At 43.5% G+C, this 14,881-nt stretch carries 13 protein-coding genes; 4 read left to right on the forward strand and 9 right to left on the reverse strand.

Translation table 11 applies throughout. From position 1 onward, the window contains the following. Positions 1-7 precede the first annotated feature (7 nt). The 6 genes from JHD45_RS06365 to JHD45_RS06390 form a co-directional block, all read right to left on the reverse strand. Positions 8-1,285: a TRAP transporter large permease gene (locus JHD45_RS06365; protein ID WP_199475670.1), complete on the reverse strand. Its 1,278-nt coding sequence runs from the start codon at positions 1,283-1,285 to the stop codon at positions 8-10. After that, a complete protein-coding gene (locus tag JHD45_RS06370; RefSeq protein WP_199475671.1) occupies positions 1,279-1,752 on the reverse strand; it encodes a TRAP transporter small permease in 474 nt (157 codons plus the stop codon). The genes JHD45_RS06365 and JHD45_RS06370 overlap by 7 nt, the downstream gene beginning before the upstream one ends. Positions 1,753-1,799: 47 nt before the next feature. Further along, on the reverse strand, positions 1,800-2,816 hold the full coding sequence (dctP, locus tag JHD45_RS06375) for a TRAP transporter substrate-binding protein DctP (protein WP_199475727.1): 1,017 nt from the start codon (positions 2,814-2,816) through the stop codon (positions 1,800-1,802). Positions 2,817-2,901: 85 nt separating this feature from the next. Beyond that, on the reverse strand, positions 2,902-3,837 hold the full coding sequence (locus tag JHD45_RS06380) for a LysR family transcriptional regulator (protein WP_199475672.1): 936 nt from the start codon (positions 3,835-3,837) through the stop codon (positions 2,902-2,904). Between the two features lie 352 nt (positions 3,838-4,189). Beyond that, on the reverse strand, positions 4,190-5,434 hold the full coding sequence (locus tag JHD45_RS22505; protein WP_199475673.1) for an HD-GYP domain-containing protein: 1,245 nt from the start codon (positions 5,432-5,434) through the stop codon (positions 4,190-4,192). A 197-nt stretch (positions 5,435-5,631) separates the two neighbouring features. Continuing rightward, positions 5,632-8,514: an FAD-binding and (Fe-S)-binding domain-containing protein gene (locus JHD45_RS06390; RefSeq protein WP_199475674.1), complete on the reverse strand. Its 2,883-nt coding sequence runs from the start codon at positions 8,512-8,514 to the stop codon at positions 5,632-5,634. Between the two features lie 457 nt (positions 8,515-8,971). On the opposite strand from JHD45_RS06390, the gene JHD45_RS06395 reads away from it, so the two are divergent. Beyond that, positions 8,972-9,748: an FCD domain-containing protein gene (locus JHD45_RS06395; RefSeq protein WP_199475675.1), complete on the forward strand. Its 777-nt coding sequence runs from the start codon at positions 8,972-8,974 to the stop codon at positions 9,746-9,748. Here JHD45_RS06395 and JHD45_RS06400 read toward each other — a convergent pair whose 3' ends face one another. Continuing rightward, positions 9,749-11,038, reverse strand: a complete 1,290-nt coding sequence (locus JHD45_RS06400; protein WP_199475728.1) for an MATE family efflux transporter — start codon at positions 11,036-11,038, stop codon at positions 9,749-9,751. A gap of 568 nt (positions 11,039-11,606) precedes the next feature. Between JHD45_RS06400 and JHD45_RS06405 the strand changes: the two genes are divergently transcribed. Next, positions 11,607-12,032, forward strand: a complete 426-nt coding sequence (locus tag JHD45_RS06405) for a group II truncated hemoglobin (RefSeq protein WP_199475676.1) — start codon at positions 11,607-11,609, stop codon at positions 12,030-12,032. A 99-nt stretch (positions 12,033-12,131) separates the two neighbouring features. Here JHD45_RS06405 and JHD45_RS06410 read toward each other — a convergent pair whose 3' ends face one another. Beyond that, positions 12,132-12,791: a glutathione S-transferase family protein gene (locus tag JHD45_RS06410; RefSeq protein WP_199475677.1), complete on the reverse strand. Its 660-nt coding sequence runs from the start codon at positions 12,789-12,791 to the stop codon at positions 12,132-12,134. 136 nt (positions 12,792-12,927) lie between these two features. Here JHD45_RS06410 and JHD45_RS06415 point away from each other — a divergent pair, with 136 nt between their 5' ends. Beyond that, positions 12,928-13,887: a helix-turn-helix transcriptional regulator gene (locus JHD45_RS06415; RefSeq protein ID WP_199475678.1), complete on the forward strand. Its 960-nt coding sequence runs from the start codon at positions 12,928-12,930 to the stop codon at positions 13,885-13,887. 83 nt (positions 13,888-13,970) lie between these two features. Here the strand turns inward: JHD45_RS06415 and JHD45_RS06420 are convergent, their stop codons facing one another. After that, entirely contained in the window at positions 13,971-14,741 is a 771-nt protein-coding gene (locus JHD45_RS06420) for a class I SAM-dependent methyltransferase (protein WP_199475679.1), read from the reverse strand. Between JHD45_RS06420 and JHD45_RS22575 the strand changes: the two genes are divergently transcribed. Continuing rightward, positions 14,731-14,880 (forward strand): 2OG-Fe dioxygenase family protein, encoded by a 150-nt coding sequence (locus tag JHD45_RS22575; RefSeq protein WP_199475680.1) that lies wholly within the window; start codon positions 14,731-14,733, stop codon positions 14,878-14,880. The genes JHD45_RS06420 and JHD45_RS22575 overlap by 11 nt on opposite strands. Position 14,881: the final 1 nt, after the last annotated feature.

Consider the following 14,881-nt stretch of genomic DNA (forward strand, 5'->3'; position numbering starts at 1 on the left):
AGGTTCTTCATTTAAATAAATCAGGGATAGCTAAGGTCAATGATGGAAAGAAAATCAGTATTAATAAAACCAAGACGGCGACACAAACAAATGGCCAAATTGACTTAAAGAGATCGGTAATTTCTATTTTGCTTACTGCGGCTGCGACATAAACACAGGCGCCCATTGGTGGCGTTATCAAGGCAATTGTAATGTTCATTGTGATAATAATCCCAAGGTGTACGGGATCCACACCAGCATGCAGCGCAACAGGAGCAAACACGGGCGTCAACAGCATGAGTGCTGAGACCTCCTCCATCAGCATTCCCGTTACAAATGTAATCAGGCTGATTAAGAGTAATACTGACACTGGGTCGTCTTCGAAAGGAGTTAACAGTTTTGCAAAATGGCTTGGTACTTGGGCATAAGCCAATAGCCAGCTAACAATTGAAGAAGCCGCAATGATGACAAAAATAGCGCTGCTAAGTTGGGTGGTTTCCTTTAAGGCACTGAGAATTTTGCGCAGATCAAGGGTACGATTAACGATACCAATCAATAAAGTATAAATGACAATCAAAACCCCTGACTCAGTTGGTGTCACAATGCCAAAAACGATGCCACAGACGATAATGATGGGGGCTAATAACGCAGGCCCTGCTTGAATGAGGCAACGAAAAACAACTTTTAAATCAATGCCTGTAGACGATTTGGGAATATTTGCTTTTCTGGTATAAATAAAATTCATCACCATAAAGGCGAGGGCGAGTATTAATCCCGGGATAATACCTGCTAAAAATAAATCGCCAACGGACGTATTTGTGACCGATGAATATAGGATCATGAAGATGCTAGGGGGAATAATCGGACCGATTAATGAACTGCCAGCAGTTAAGCCTGCTGCATACGAAGGCGAATAACCTTCTTTTTTCATTGCAGGCACCAATAAAGAGCCCAGCGCAGAGGTATCCGCTACCGCAGAACCGTTTACGCCCGCAAAAAAGACGCCAGATACGATGTTCACATAACCTAATCCTCCTCTTAAATGACCAACGAGTGATTTGGCTAAATCAATGAGTTTTGGGGTTAGCCCTGCAGCATTCATTAAGTTTCCAGCGAGTATAAAAAGTGGAATCGCCATCAACGAAAATGAATTGATACCACTAAAAAACTGCTGCGGCAGCATTCTTGGTATGAGAGACGGATCAACAAATAAAAAGCCCGAAAGCGCCGAGGTAATCAGACTGATAAATAGCGGAAGACCTAATAAGATATTGGCGATAAACACGAGGAGCATAGTAATTAGCATTTTTCAAATTCCTCGACATATGGCCCTTGGAGCAAGGAAAATAAGCTTAGCGATAGAAAGCCAATAGGCAGAAGTAAGTACGGATAAACTTTACTAATACCGAGCGCCATTGTCTGAAAATTTGTTAAAGACAAAGCGTATTTGAAACTTATATAGGAAAACAAACCACTAACACCAACGACGATGATCCATCGATACCACTGGAGTATGGCGTGAGCTTTTTTAGGTAAATATTTTTTGATTAATGACACTCGCATATGACCATCGGAAAGATAAACTGTTCCAATGGATAGCATAACGGAACCAATAATAAGGTAGCGAGATAACTCATCTGTCCACATAGGTGAGTCGTTGAATAAATATCTAGAAACCACACCAAAAAAGAGCAATAAAATATTCAAAACCAATGAAATACAAGACAGAGCAATCAGGATTTTGGACAGTACAGAAAGGGATTTTTTAAACATCGGGCAATCCTTTCCAAACGCCTCTCGGCGTTTGGATGTAATATGAATTATTTAGCGTCTTTCAATGCCATATTGATCCATTTTTGATCAATACCTTGCTCCTTCAACCAAGCTAAATAGGATGGCTGACCGATTTCCTTGAATTGTGTCAATTCCGCTTTTGTAGGCCGATAAACTTCCATGCCATGATCTGCTAGGAACTTAATTCGATTATTTACTTGTGCTTCCACTTTCTCTCGGTTCTCTAGCGTGGCTTCTTTAATAGATTCCTCTAATGCTTTTCTGTCTTGCGGACTTAAGCTTTTCAATAGGGCATCATTTGCGACTAAGAACTGATCTGAGTATTGAATATTAGCTAAGGTTAAATATTTCTGAACCTCATATAAGCTGCCAAGGATAATATACATAGGTGGGTTCATCTGCCCATCGGCAACACCCGTTTTGAGGGCCATATAGACTTCAGTCCATGGAATAGGAGTACCTGATGCACCAAACGCGTTATATAATGCAACTTGGCTTTTATCCATCGCTCTGAAACGTAACCCTTTGAAATCTTTGGGGCTATGAATAGGGCGTTTGTTGTTTGTGAAAGCTAGAAATCCACCTTCTTCAACGACGGCCATAATGTGGGTATTCGTTTTCTTATAAAATGCTGCTTTAGCCTGTTTCCAGTACTGGCCCTTATCAAAGAATTTATGTGCCTGTTTAAAATCTGAAAACATGAAAGGGATGGCACTAACAAAAATCTCAGGGAACAAAGGGGAAATACCCGCAAAAGATGCAATGTTTAGGCTTGGCGTATTCATAACCTGTTCCATTCGTGCATCTTCTTCACCCAGCATACTATTTGGGTAAAGTTTGATCTCTAGATCTCCATGGGTTTTTTTCTCAACCAGCTTTTTTAGGTTACTGGCAAATAGATGCACTGCATTTTTATTTGCATCAGGAACACCGTTGTAGCTCAGGTTAATGGTTTGAGCAAAGAGAGTACTGGTGCTCAGAACAAGCCCAGCAGCGAGTGAAGCCTTAAAAGACTTCTTAATAGCTTTAAGTGTGAAATGCATTATTTTTTCCTTTGTGATGTATTTATAAGTTATGCACTTATAGGATAAGAGTTGCATTGTTGCGGTTTCAATACATTGAGTGTTGCTATTTATTCAACACTATTGGCGCATCGTTCTTTAAAAAAGAGGCCGATAATTGCAAGTGATTGATCAATTCTTGAGCAGGAACAGTGAGTTCTCTCCCCTTTTTGCTAATAACCCGTGACTTAGCATGGGAAAGAATGACATTACTTGTCTCAATAATGGTAATAAGATTCGTTTCGACTTCATTCTTAACGGTTAGTCTTGGCATAAAACTAATGCCTGCTCCCGAGCTGACAAAGTGTTTTAGCACGGCAACGGAGTTTGTTCTGAGTCGAGGGGTGAGTGTCACATTTTCTGTTTCTTCAGCGAGAGCGACCAATCTTCCCATACCCGTGGACTGATTGATTAACGCCATCGAGCAATTTTCAACTTCTTGAAACTCAATTGGCCTATTTAATGTTGTTAAAGGGTGACCATAAGGCGCGATGACATCCAACGGATGGAGTGTCTCTATGTGACAAACTTGGTTTATATGATTAGGCGAGGCGTATGTGACAGCAAAGTCTATTTGGTCGTCTTCTAGCAGCTGAAGCGCCTCTTTGGCGCCAGCCATTTCAACGCTAAGCTGAATGCCAGGATATTGCTCTAAAAAACTTTGTAGTGAACTTGTTATTAAATCCGTTATAAAGCCTTCGCCTATAGCAATATTAATTTCTCCAGTTCTTAGCTCACGATAGTCTTGTATTCTCGACAACGTTGCCGCTTCGCTTGCCTGCATGGTTCTGTAATAACTTAGGAGTTCCTTTCCTGCTGGAGTGATGATGCTTGATGCATTGTTTCTTTCCCATACAGGTGTGGATACTTGATCTTCTAATAAAGTGATTGAACGGCTTATTGCAGAAGGATCAACATTGAGTTTATTGGCCGCTTTTCTAAGAGAACCATATCTATCAATGGCATTCAGAAATTCTAAAGATCTAGGGTTAAACAGTTTCATGCTTATTACTTCGTATTATTGCGTTTTTGGGGATCTGATTATTACTAAGTGTATGGCCCCTGTTCCCTAGACAGTTTTTAGCTCCTTAATATATTGCCTTTATCTTACCGTGGCAATAATTCGTCATTTGATCCAATTACCTACTCTTTCTTTTTTAGCAGTGAGCAAAGCGTTTAGCAACGGTATTGTCATATTTTGGGGGGACGAGGCCAAATATTCATGAACTAATCATCAATCTCTAACGCTACTGTCTTCCTTGCTTTTATCGACCACCTTACGGTTAGCCGAGAAGTGAGATATACAACGACAGACAAACCTGTTAATGAGAAATAGCAATGACTCTATCAACTATTTAAAAATAAAAATATCGATCAATTTTTTCCAACATCAGTGTCCGGCATGTCTCTTCGTCGGCATGGATTATAGTGTCATAAAGACGGCGCGCATGGCATTCAAATAAAACTACTAACTCTGGATCAAAATGCGAACCACTGCCTTCTTTGATGATAGAGAGGGCTTTGTCATAACTGAACGGTTCTTTGTAAGGTCGCTTAGAACATAGGGCATCAAACACATCAACAATCGAAAATATACGGGCGCTGATGGGGATATTTTGTCCCGAAAGCTTATGAGGATAACCATTACCATCCCATTTTTCATGGTGTGCTTCGATAACGGTTTTCGCATTACTAAGCCACGCTATGCCATCCACCATTTTCACGCCTTCTAGCACATGAGTTTTCATGACTTCCATTTCTTCAGGTGTCAGTTTACCTGGTTTCAGCAAAATACCGTCCGAAATGGCAATTTTCCCCACGTCATGTAAATAACTGCCTAGAATCAGAGATTTGAACGATTCCGCCTCCATGCCATAGGCTTCCGCAAGTTCTGTTGCAAGCCACGCCACACGGTAATTATGAGCCCCTGTATCCGAATCTCGAAGCGCAATGGCTTTGCCCATGGTAAACATCATATCGATGTTAGCGTCTTTGATTCGACCGATGTAACGCTGGTTTTCACGATTCAAAAACAAAATCAGCGGATAGATGATCAAAGCACACAACCAAGCGGCACCTGCTGCCATTAACGCAATCAAAAGAGCAAAGTTACGGATATCAGCTCGCTGCCAATCTGGCACAACGCGAACACCTTCCAAATACCCCCAAATGACACCCTGTTCTTTTAAGGGAATAAAGGTGCTTAACACCCAAATGTCATAATCTATATGATTACTTTTGTAAAAAGGCTCTTGGTAATTGGGGATTTCGTGCGGTGGCAAAACTTTTTCAATTTTATTGCCAGAAGGTGTTCTAGACTCTGCAATCCGATTACCATTTTTATCGTAAAGTTCAGCGATATCAAACCAATCAATCAACAAGCGATCCGTTACTTGTTTTGCAAGAACTAAGAGTTGTTCAGGCGATGCCTCTTTAAGATTAAAATGCGATATGGTTCCTTGAGATACTTCTAAGGCAAGGTTTACTGTCTCTTTCTCAAGAGACTCATTAGTTAGTCTCCAACCAATAAAGCCTGCGGCAATACTAATCACTAAACTAGAAACAACAATCCGCTTCAATGCTTTTTTGGCAAAGTTCACACGGTTCTCCTCACAGCTTGATGACTAAAAAGGCCCTTTTAAACAATCCACGCCATGTGTCAATATAGTGTAAACAAACCGTGCTTTTTTTCATCTTTTTTTCTATGTCATCTTCATTATGGCCTCGACACAATTCCTTTGATTAACCCCAAGAACAAATCGTCACTATCTATCACCTTGTTGAACTAAAATAAGACCTACAAACCAGACGAGGCCTCAGACACTTTATCAACGAGATAGACGATGGATTGATACTCAATGCCACTGTGTTCGCTTAAGCCAATCTCACAGGTGCGGCTGTTTGAATAGCCCACTTCGCAGCCTTCTACCGCTTTCGCTAAGGTTTTCAGGGCGCTGGCGTTCAGTTCCGGATGAGAAAACCCTTTATCACCCGCAAAGCCGCAACAGGTTACCTCGGGAGGAATCACTACCTCATCGGCCAATTGATGGGCCAGTTGAACAAAGCTATCCGCCAATCCCATGCGCGTTGTGCTGCATGTTACATGCAAGGCAATACGAGGCGCTTTCTGGGTAATGGTTAAATTTGGAAGAACAAATTCATTGAGAAACCCCACCTGCTCATACAATTCCAATACGGGATCCAAGGTTTGTGTCATACGTAATAGGCAAGGGCTGGTATCACAGACAATCGGATAACGCCCGTTGTCGCTAATACTCAATAGCATTGCATTTAAATCCTTAGCCTTTTTATCCGCGACGGCAAACTGCCCCTTGCTTTGAAAGGCTAACCCACAACAGCTACTTTCAACCTCGTCAGGTACAATAACCTGATAACCGGATTTTTTAAGTACAGATAACATAACGTCCATAACAGAGCGCTGGTCTTGCCCGGTAGGATCCGCCCCCATCATTCTTGTCGCACAGCTGGGCAAATACACCACTGTCGGTTTCACCAACTCTTTATCAGGGACATTGCCATCTTGGATCATTTTTTCTGACAACAATGAACGAATGGAATCCGCTCCTTTTGGCATGGTGGTTCGCCAATGGGGCACCACGCCACCGGTCACTTTATTCGCCATATTTGTTAGGGATGCCATCCCCTTATTACCAACGATTTTTCGGGCCACATTGGCCGTTGATAATCCTAACCGTACGGTTTGAGTCACTCCTTCAAAATGCTCACCCAACCAATAACCCACTTTACTATCTGGGTGACGATCGTGGCGCAGCTCACGGGTCAGATCCCCAGTATTAATGCCAACAGGGCATTGCATCGAACATAGGCCACAAGCGGCACAAGTATCGACACCTTGATAGTCGTACTCTTTTTTCAGAGCGGCTAAACGCTCAGGATCGGTTCCTGATGTGGTTAAACGTTGGATTTCCCGCCAAATCACAATACGCTGACGAGGCGTTAGCGTTAGCGCTTTCGACGGACAAACCGATTCACAGAAACCACATTCGATACAGGTGTCAACCAGATCATTGGCCTTAGGCAGTGGCTTCAGGTTTTCCACATGCAAATTAGCATTATGGGAGAGAATGACATCTGGATTCAGCAAACCTTGTGGATCAAAGGCATTTTTAATTTGCCACATGATATCGTAGGCCTCTTGGCCCCATTCCAATGCCACGTAAGGTGCCATATTTCGCCCTGTACCGTGTTCTGCTTTTAAGGATCCTTTGTATTTACCTGCCACTAAATGGGCAACCTCATCCATCAAGGCGGCATAGCGACTCACTTCATTCGGGTCATCGAACCCTTGAGTAAAGACAAAATGCAAATTGCCTTCTAACGCATGACCAAACAAAATTGCTTCACTGTAACCGTGCTTTTGAAACACGCCTTGCAGTTCTAACACGCCTTCGGCGAGTTTTTCGACCGGAAAAGCCACGTCTTCAATAATCACGGTTGTCCCAACAGGACGTACCGCACCGACGGCAGGAAACAAGCCTTTGCGGATCTTCCAATAAGAATCGTAAATGACTTTGTCTTGGGTAAACTCAATGTCGTTTAGGGTTGCCTGCCCATTTAGCGCCTGCTTTACCAGAGCCAAATTATCGTCTAACTCTTCTTCTGTAGCGGCTCGAACATCCACCAACAAGCCCGCTGCTTGCGCCTCCAGAGAAGATAGACTCTCCGGCATACCAGGTTTGCCTTCGACTGCCCGAAGTCCTGCTCGGTCGATCAACTCAACGGCGGACACAGGGGCACTTTTTAAGGACGTGACCGCTCGACAAGTCGCCTCCATATCGGCAAAAAAGATCATGGCTGCCGCTTTGATTGGATGATCCACTACCGTTTGGTAAGTGACTTCGCTGATAAACCCTAACGTACCCTCGGAGCCAATCATCAGATGCAACAAAATATCAAACGGGTCTTGGTAATCCACCAAGCTGTTTAAACTGTATCCTGTTGTATTCTTTAGACGATATTTGTGTCTTATTTTGTTAGCCAAGTCATCATTAGCACGTACTTGATTTGACAGTTGAGTCAAGGTATCTAATAAATCGGCATGGTGATTGCCAAAGGCTAAGCGGCTACTTTCATCGGCGGTATCCAGTAAGGTGCCATCCGCAAAAATCAGCCTAGCACTTTCAATCGTCTGGTAGCTGTTTTGTGCCGTACCACAGCACATACCGCTGGCGTTATTCGCGGCAATACCACCAATCATACAAGCATTGATAGACGCGGGATCGGGGCCAATTTTACGTTGAAACGGTGCCAGTAGTTGATTAGCACGTGCGCCGATAATGCCGGGTTGCAGTGAAATGCGCTGACCCTGATCGAGGATGCGATGACCTTTCCACTGGTCGGACAACTGAAGCAATATGGAGTCGGTTACCGCCTGTCCAGACAAACTCGTGCCCGCCGCTCGAAACGTTACTGGCAAATTCTGCGATTTCGCCTCTTTGAGTACCAAACGAACTTCGTCTTCGTTGTTCACTCGGACCACTAACTGAGGAAGCAAACGATAGAAGCTCGCATCCGTTCCGTAGGCAAGGGTACGAAGCGGATCTCGAATCAATCGAGACTCATCTATCGTATTTTTCAGTGATTGATGGATCGCATCGTATTGGGCTTTTTTATCCGTCATTGCAGGTGAAGAAGTCATATAACGTCCCATTGTGAATGGTCTTGCTAAGCCGTTTTCCTTGAAAACCAAGCAAACAACTTAAAGCATTTTATTATTTTAAAAGAGTACGACTGGACAAATACATCGACAACCCTTTTAATTGGTCATACCAATTGACCGTGAATATAGAGCAACAATAGAAATCAAGCCAGCTTTTGTCAAGTGGTTAAATTGGCGATATTTATGAATTTTAGCGACATTTTTGATTGGTTTTACCACTTTTTCACTTATACACAGAGAATAAACATCGCTATATCAATGAGACCTTTGCACGATGTCACGAGCGACGCCAAGATGCGGCAAAAAAAGACGAGAAAGCGCAGTAGTCGTGAAAAAGTCTCAAAATGTATAAAAAACAAATAGGTCAGACCACTATAAAAAGTTAAATAGAAACAATGTGTTCCATACCATCCTTGAGCTAAAAAGGAATAACAAGATGACGTCCGACTCATTCAGCCGTGTAAAACCACCAAAAATCTCCGATATCATTATGCAGCAATTGGAAAGCATGATCCTTGAAGGCAGCTTTACGCCAGGGCAAAAATTACCACCAGAACGGGAATTGGCCGCCCGCTTTGAGGTATCTCGCCCATCACTCAGAGAAGCCATTCAAAAGCTAATCGCACGGGGAATTTTATTCAGCCGACATGGTGGCGGTACTTACGTAGCAGACAACATTGGCAGCTCATTTGCGGATCCATTACAAGACCTGCTTTGTGCCCATGATGAGTTTTTATACGATCAATTGGAGTTTCGCGACGCATTGGAAGGTTTATCATCTTATTATGCCGCCACGCGAAGTACCGAGGCCGATAGAGCCAAATTAACCCAATGCTTCCATGCCTTAGCCGAAGCTAACCAAGCACAAGACTTTGCCCTTGAAGCAAAGCTTGATGCCGACTTTCATATGATCATTGCAGAAGCCGCCCACAATATCGTGTTGCTGCATACATTACGCAGTCTATACGCCGTGCTTGCTAGAAGTGTCTCGGCGAACTTGCAGAACTTGTTCAAACAACCTCAAGCAAGACAAGCGGTGATGGCACAACACAAAACCCTTTATGAGGCCATCATGGCGGGTGATGGCAACGCCGCCCGGGCGGCCGCACACGATCATTTGGTCTTTGTGGAAGATCATCTACTAAACAGGCAAAAAGAAGAAACGCGCATTCAGCGTTCATTACGTCGAAATGAACACCAACCGCCCCATTAATTATCTTGCAGCAAACCAAACATTGTTTTTTATATTTTGTCGATAACACCAATACAAAGTGATGGCGCGAGCAACAAACAAAGCGGCTTGGCTTAACCATAAACCATGGTTTCCCAGCCCTTGAGACAGATACCAAACCGGAAAGAAGACACCTAATACGCAAAGAATCATGGTGTTTTGCATCTGTTTCACGCTGGTTGTACCAATAAATACACCGTCTAACATAAACGACCAAATACCCAACAGAGGATAGCTAATCAGCCAGGGTAGGTACAGAGCCGCATCGTTCCGAACACTTTGAACGCTTGTTAATAAAGCAATGATTTGATTGCCAAAAATCCAAAAAATAGCGACTAATATCAACGCCGCAAGTAGGGCCCAATAGGTAGAAAGACGCATCACTTTTTGGAAATTAGCTTTATCTTTACGACCATAGGACTCACCACATAATGCTTCAACAGAAAAGGCAAAACCATCTAACGCATTCGATATGATCATTAAAAATGTCATTAACACCGCATTCGCCGCCAAGATATCATCTCCCTGACGCGCCCCTTGTGCGGTGAAAAAGAGCATCACTAACAAAAGCAAAATCGTCCGTACAAATAGGTATCGGTTTACTTGAATCAAGGCTATATACGACCGCCATTTAGCAAGCGCCTTCAGCGGTACTTGACCAGAAAAACCTTTTAAGCGGAAAAATGCCAGACCAATCGCAATGGTCACGCCAAGATATTGAGCCAGTAAAGTGCCCCAAGCGACCCCATCACTGGCCATGCCCATATGATAGACCGCGATGTAATCGAATATCATGTTCGCAAGGTTAATCGCTAATAACATCCAAAGTGGGCCTTTGGAATATTGCACACCGAAAAACCAGCCAATTAAGGCATAGCCCGCTAATACCGCAGGCGCACTGAAAATTCGTATCTCACAATACAATCGAGCCCATGGTGCGACATCAGCACTGGGCGACATTAGATCGATCGCCAGATCAATAATCGGCCCACGAAATAGAATCAGCATTAAGCCGATAAACACTCCCATCAACACCGATTGCAATAATAGCTCTCGAACGCGCCGATCATCCTCTTGTCCCATGGCTTGCGCTGTTAATCCAGTGGATCCCATGCGCAAAAATCCAAACGCCCAAAACAGGAAGCTAAAGATACTACCGCCAATCGCCACGGCACCAAGAGGCGTTGCGCTCCCTAGATGACCCACCACCGCGGTATCCACCAAACCGAGAAGTGGCGTAGTGATATTCGACACCATGGGCGGCCAAGCCATTCGCCAGATTTTTTTATGAAGAAGCGCATCAACTTGATAGGAATGACGCAGCTGTTGAAAAGATTTTTTGAGCACTGGGAACGGATCCTTGTGGATAATCGCTATATTGTGGATAACGGCAATACTATACACATCGCACTTTTTCAATCGCAAATGTGGAAAATAGTCCTAGTTATACATAATTAACGCACTTTTTTGCAGTAAAAAGCGCAATTTGGCGTGAAACACACTATGAAATGTTTGTTTTATGAACTGATACTGTATTTATCCACAGTGTTGAGAGAAAATATCGATCAGACCAAGTTTAGCATAGAGGGATAACCGATTCTTTTTTCCACAATTATCTCTCAAATCAATGGAAAATTTGCTAAAATCACTGCTCATTTTTATACACAGAGAGACCTTTGCACGATGTCACGAGCGACGCTAAGACGCGGCAAAAACAGATGAGCAAGCGGAGTTTATCGCGATAAATAAGCATTTTGAGTCTGTTTTTAACAAAGTATTGGCAAACGCAGTAGTCGAGCAAAAGGCTCATAGTGATTTCATGGAAAAGATACCGACGACAATGACAACGACTAATATACCCGTTTATGGCGAAGGCGATGGAACCTTACAAGCGGTTGGTGGTTTAACTGGGCTACAAACCCTAGTCGAAACCTTCTATCGCATCATGGGAAACACCCCTGAATTTCGCCCCTTGTTTGACATGCACCCTAGCAATCTTGAGCTAACCATCGACAAATTGGTGTCTTTTTTATCTGGTTGGATGGGCGGCGAAAAGTTATTTTCGAAAAAATATGGGCCAATCAGTTTACCCCAAGTCCATGCACACTTAATCGTCACGGATAAAGAAAAAGCCATGTGGCTCAATTGTATGGCAGCCGCATTAGATGAACTCGGCTACCCAAATGACTTAAAAGCTTACCTACTGCCTAAACTCGAATTTCCTGCTGAACGCATTCGACAAGTAAGCGCGGCGAGACATAATTAACAACCCCTCCCTAACCCTCCCCTTGAAAAACAAAAGGGGAGGGAACAGCAAGCCTAAACGCCTCCCCCTAGTAAGAGAGAGGTGTATATGGTTTACAACTCACCGCTTACCCGCCAACGACTCTTGGGCGAGCTTCAATGCTTGATCTTGTTGTTCAACGCTAATGAAGGCTGGACGTGAGATGATGCGTTCAATATAAGCGTCAACGACTGGGCTCGTAGTAATCAATCCAAACATACGACACCATTTCAAGCTGATACCCCAAAGGATGTCGACAGCGTAAAGCTGTTCTCCCAGTAAATAAGGGCCTTTAGCTATTTGATCGAACACTGTTTTTAACATTTTGTCAAAACTACCGTAGGACGAGTGGAGTGCATCAACGGGAGAGCGATTAAAAGCTTGATCGACCATGGCTGGTTCAAAACTGCTGCCTTGGTAGGCCATCCAGCGTAAATAGGCACCGCGTTTAGGATCACTGAAGCCGGGAGCCAATCCTTTTTCAGGAAACAGGTCAGCCAAGTATAGGTAACAAGCCACTTGTTCGGTCACAACGGTCCCCTTATGGACAAGCGTGGGGAATTTACCCAAGGGGTTTATAGCCAAAAACTCCGGTTGCTGATTTTCTCCTGCAGTTAAATTCAGAACTTCCATCTCATAGGGTATGCCTAATTCTTCCAGTAGAACCCAAACGCCACTGCTTCGGGTTTGTGGGGCATGGTATAGAGTAATAGTGTCGTTGTTGCGAAGAATGTTGCTCATGTCGGTTGCCTCAAAATTTGTTGTAAGTAATGGTGACTACATGAGCTATGTTAGAGACTAAAGCTGCCATCTTATGTCAGGTATTTCCTTTATACTGGCAAAATAAAATTCGCTTGGCACTATAAAGGAGAATCTCATGCGAGCCAGCCGAATACTGAAACTTCTGATGATGTTACAGTCCCATGAGAAGGTCACCGCTCGCGCCTTAGCCGACGCCTGTGAAACGTCGATCCGTACTGTGTATCGGGATATCGAAGCACTTAGCGCAATTGGGGTTCCAGTTTACAGCGAACAAGGAGTACAAGGTGGCTATCGGCTGTTACACGGTTACCGTACTCGTTTAAACGGGCTTTCTGCCAATGAAGCAGAAATATTATTTCTGGCAGGTTTATCTGGCCCAGCTCAAAAGATGGGGCTAGACACGACGCTTGCCGATGCGCAATTAAAACTAAAAGCAGCGCTGCCGGAAGACTTAAGACACGAGGCGGATCGCTTACAAAGCCGATTTTTATTGGATGCTCCGAACTGGTTTTTTGACGATGAAAAGGTTGCCTACTTGCCAAAGTTGATGACAGCCGTGTTGGAGCAACGGCTTATTGTCATGCAATATCAGAGTTGGAAAGGAGAAATAAAGCGTCAGCTCCAACCTCTGGGCATCGTTTTAAAGGGCGGACAGTGGTATTTGATCGCGAAAGTAGACCGTGATATTCGGACATATCGCGTATCCCGTATTGAATTGCTGACGTTACTAGATGAAAATTTTGAACGCCCCAAAGACTTCAACTTAGTCGCATTTTGGCAAGATAGTTTACGTCGTATGGAAACACTCCAATTTCCGATTATCGCCGAGGTGCGCTTAACGGCGTTGGGTGTGAAGATCATGCAACACGTGTGCTCTTCTTATGCTGTGAATCAGGCAACGATTGAACCTGTGGATGATTCGGGTTGGCATCGTGCTAGGTTCCCAGTCGGAGACACACCGTACGGTTGTACTGAGCTGCTGCGTTTTGGAGCGGAACTAGAAGTCCTTGGCCCACCAAAACTGCGCTTGGCGATGGAGGAATTGGTATCATCTTTGGCTACGCTTTATCGCTGACATGCATCTCTGGGCTAAGCCGCGCTCTGATAAACTAATTCCTAAATCATTAAGAATAATCAATTGGGTTAAAAAACTGCATGCTATTTTGAGTACATAAATAACTCGCTGCGATAAGCTATTTCTAATAGCCCTTCTTTTTCATATCGTGTGATCAGATCAGTAAGCTGATTAATAAAGGCTTCACCATGGGCAGTAATTGCTCGTTGCGCTTGTGTAGAAGAACGGCTCATACCAATAAATGCATTGGATGGGATCGTCATAACCCAATCATGGGTATGTAAAGTCACATTGCTTTTTGACCCAAAACTTTCTTTCATCTCTTGTAAAAAGTCGAATTTCCTATAGTAACGAGAATACCCTGGACTCATGCGCTCCAAAAGGGATTCATACTCATCCAGAAAGTCACTTCCTTCAAAATACCGATTATTTTGGATAACACCAAAAATACCTCCCACCTTCAGTCGACGGTCAATGGCAGACAGTAGGCTTGGTCGGTCCATCCACTGAAAAGATTGCGCAGCAATGATCAGGTCAATACTCTCCAGCCCAAGAAGAACGTCTTCAGCTTTACCTTTATGCCAGTTAACATCAGGAAACTTTCTTTTCCCATGATCAATCATGTCGGAGGAGATATCGATAGCATGGTAATGATGTGCTCTCCCTAACACCTCAATCATCGACTCCAAAGCAATCCCAGTCCCCGCACCAACATCAACCAGCGTTAGGTCTTTACGATGCTTCAATGACGCCAGCAACGTCTCAAATAAAACACGAGGATAGCGAGGCCGATAGCTGTCATAGTCATCGGCCAACCCATCAAATTTTTCCTTTTGTTCATGTTTGATAGCCATACTAAAGAATCTTTTTCTTGAAATACTAGTTGTAAATGATCGAGTTTTATATCATCAAGCAGAACCTGTTAAGCAAATAGACATTTCTCGTCTTGCATATCGTAATTTGTTACTCGTTCGAATAAGCGTTTTACAATAAG

Origin of the sequence: Marinomonas spartinae (genome assembly GCF_016461715.1) — a bacterium.
In the GTDB taxonomy this organism is placed as follows: domain Bacteria; phylum Pseudomonadota; class Gammaproteobacteria; order Pseudomonadales; family Marinomonadaceae; genus Marinomonas; species Marinomonas spartinae_A.

Coding starts and splice junctions, on each gene's coding strand:
- JHD45_RS06365 (WP_199475670.1), bottom strand. CDS start 1,285: ATGCTAATTACTATGCTCCTCGTGTTTATCGCCAATATCTTATTAGGT.
- JHD45_RS06370 (WP_199475671.1), bottom strand. CDS start 1,752: ATGTTTAAAAAATCCCTTTCTGTACTGTCCAAAATCCTGATTGCTCTG.
- dctP (WP_199475727.1), bottom strand. CDS start 2,816: ATGCATTTCACACTTAAAGCTATTAAGAAGTCTTTTAAGGCTTCACTC.
- JHD45_RS06380 (WP_199475672.1), bottom strand. CDS start 3,837: ATGAAACTGTTTAACCCTAGATCTTTAGAATTTCTGAATGCCATTGAT.
- JHD45_RS06390 (WP_199475674.1), bottom strand. CDS start 8,514: ATGACTTCTTCACCTGCAATGACGGATAAAAAAGCCCAATACGATGCG.
- JHD45_RS06395 (WP_199475675.1), top strand. CDS start 8,972: ATGACGTCCGACTCATTCAGCCGTGTAAAACCACCAAAAATCTCCGAT.
- JHD45_RS06400 (WP_199475728.1), bottom strand. CDS start 11,038: ATGGCTTGGCCGCCCATGGTGTCGAATATCACTACGCCACTTCTCGGT.
- JHD45_RS06405 (WP_199475676.1), top strand. CDS start 11,607: ATGACAACGACTAATATACCCGTTTATGGCGAAGGCGATGGAACCTTA.
- JHD45_RS06410 (WP_199475677.1), bottom strand. CDS start 12,791: ATGAGCAACATTCTTCGCAACAACGACACTATTACTCTATACCATGCC.
- JHD45_RS06415 (WP_199475678.1), top strand. CDS start 12,928: ATGCGAGCCAGCCGAATACTGAAACTTCTGATGATGTTACAGTCCCAT.
- JHD45_RS06420 (WP_199475679.1), bottom strand. CDS start 14,741: ATGGCTATCAAACATGAACAAAAGGAAAAATTTGATGGGTTGGCCGAT.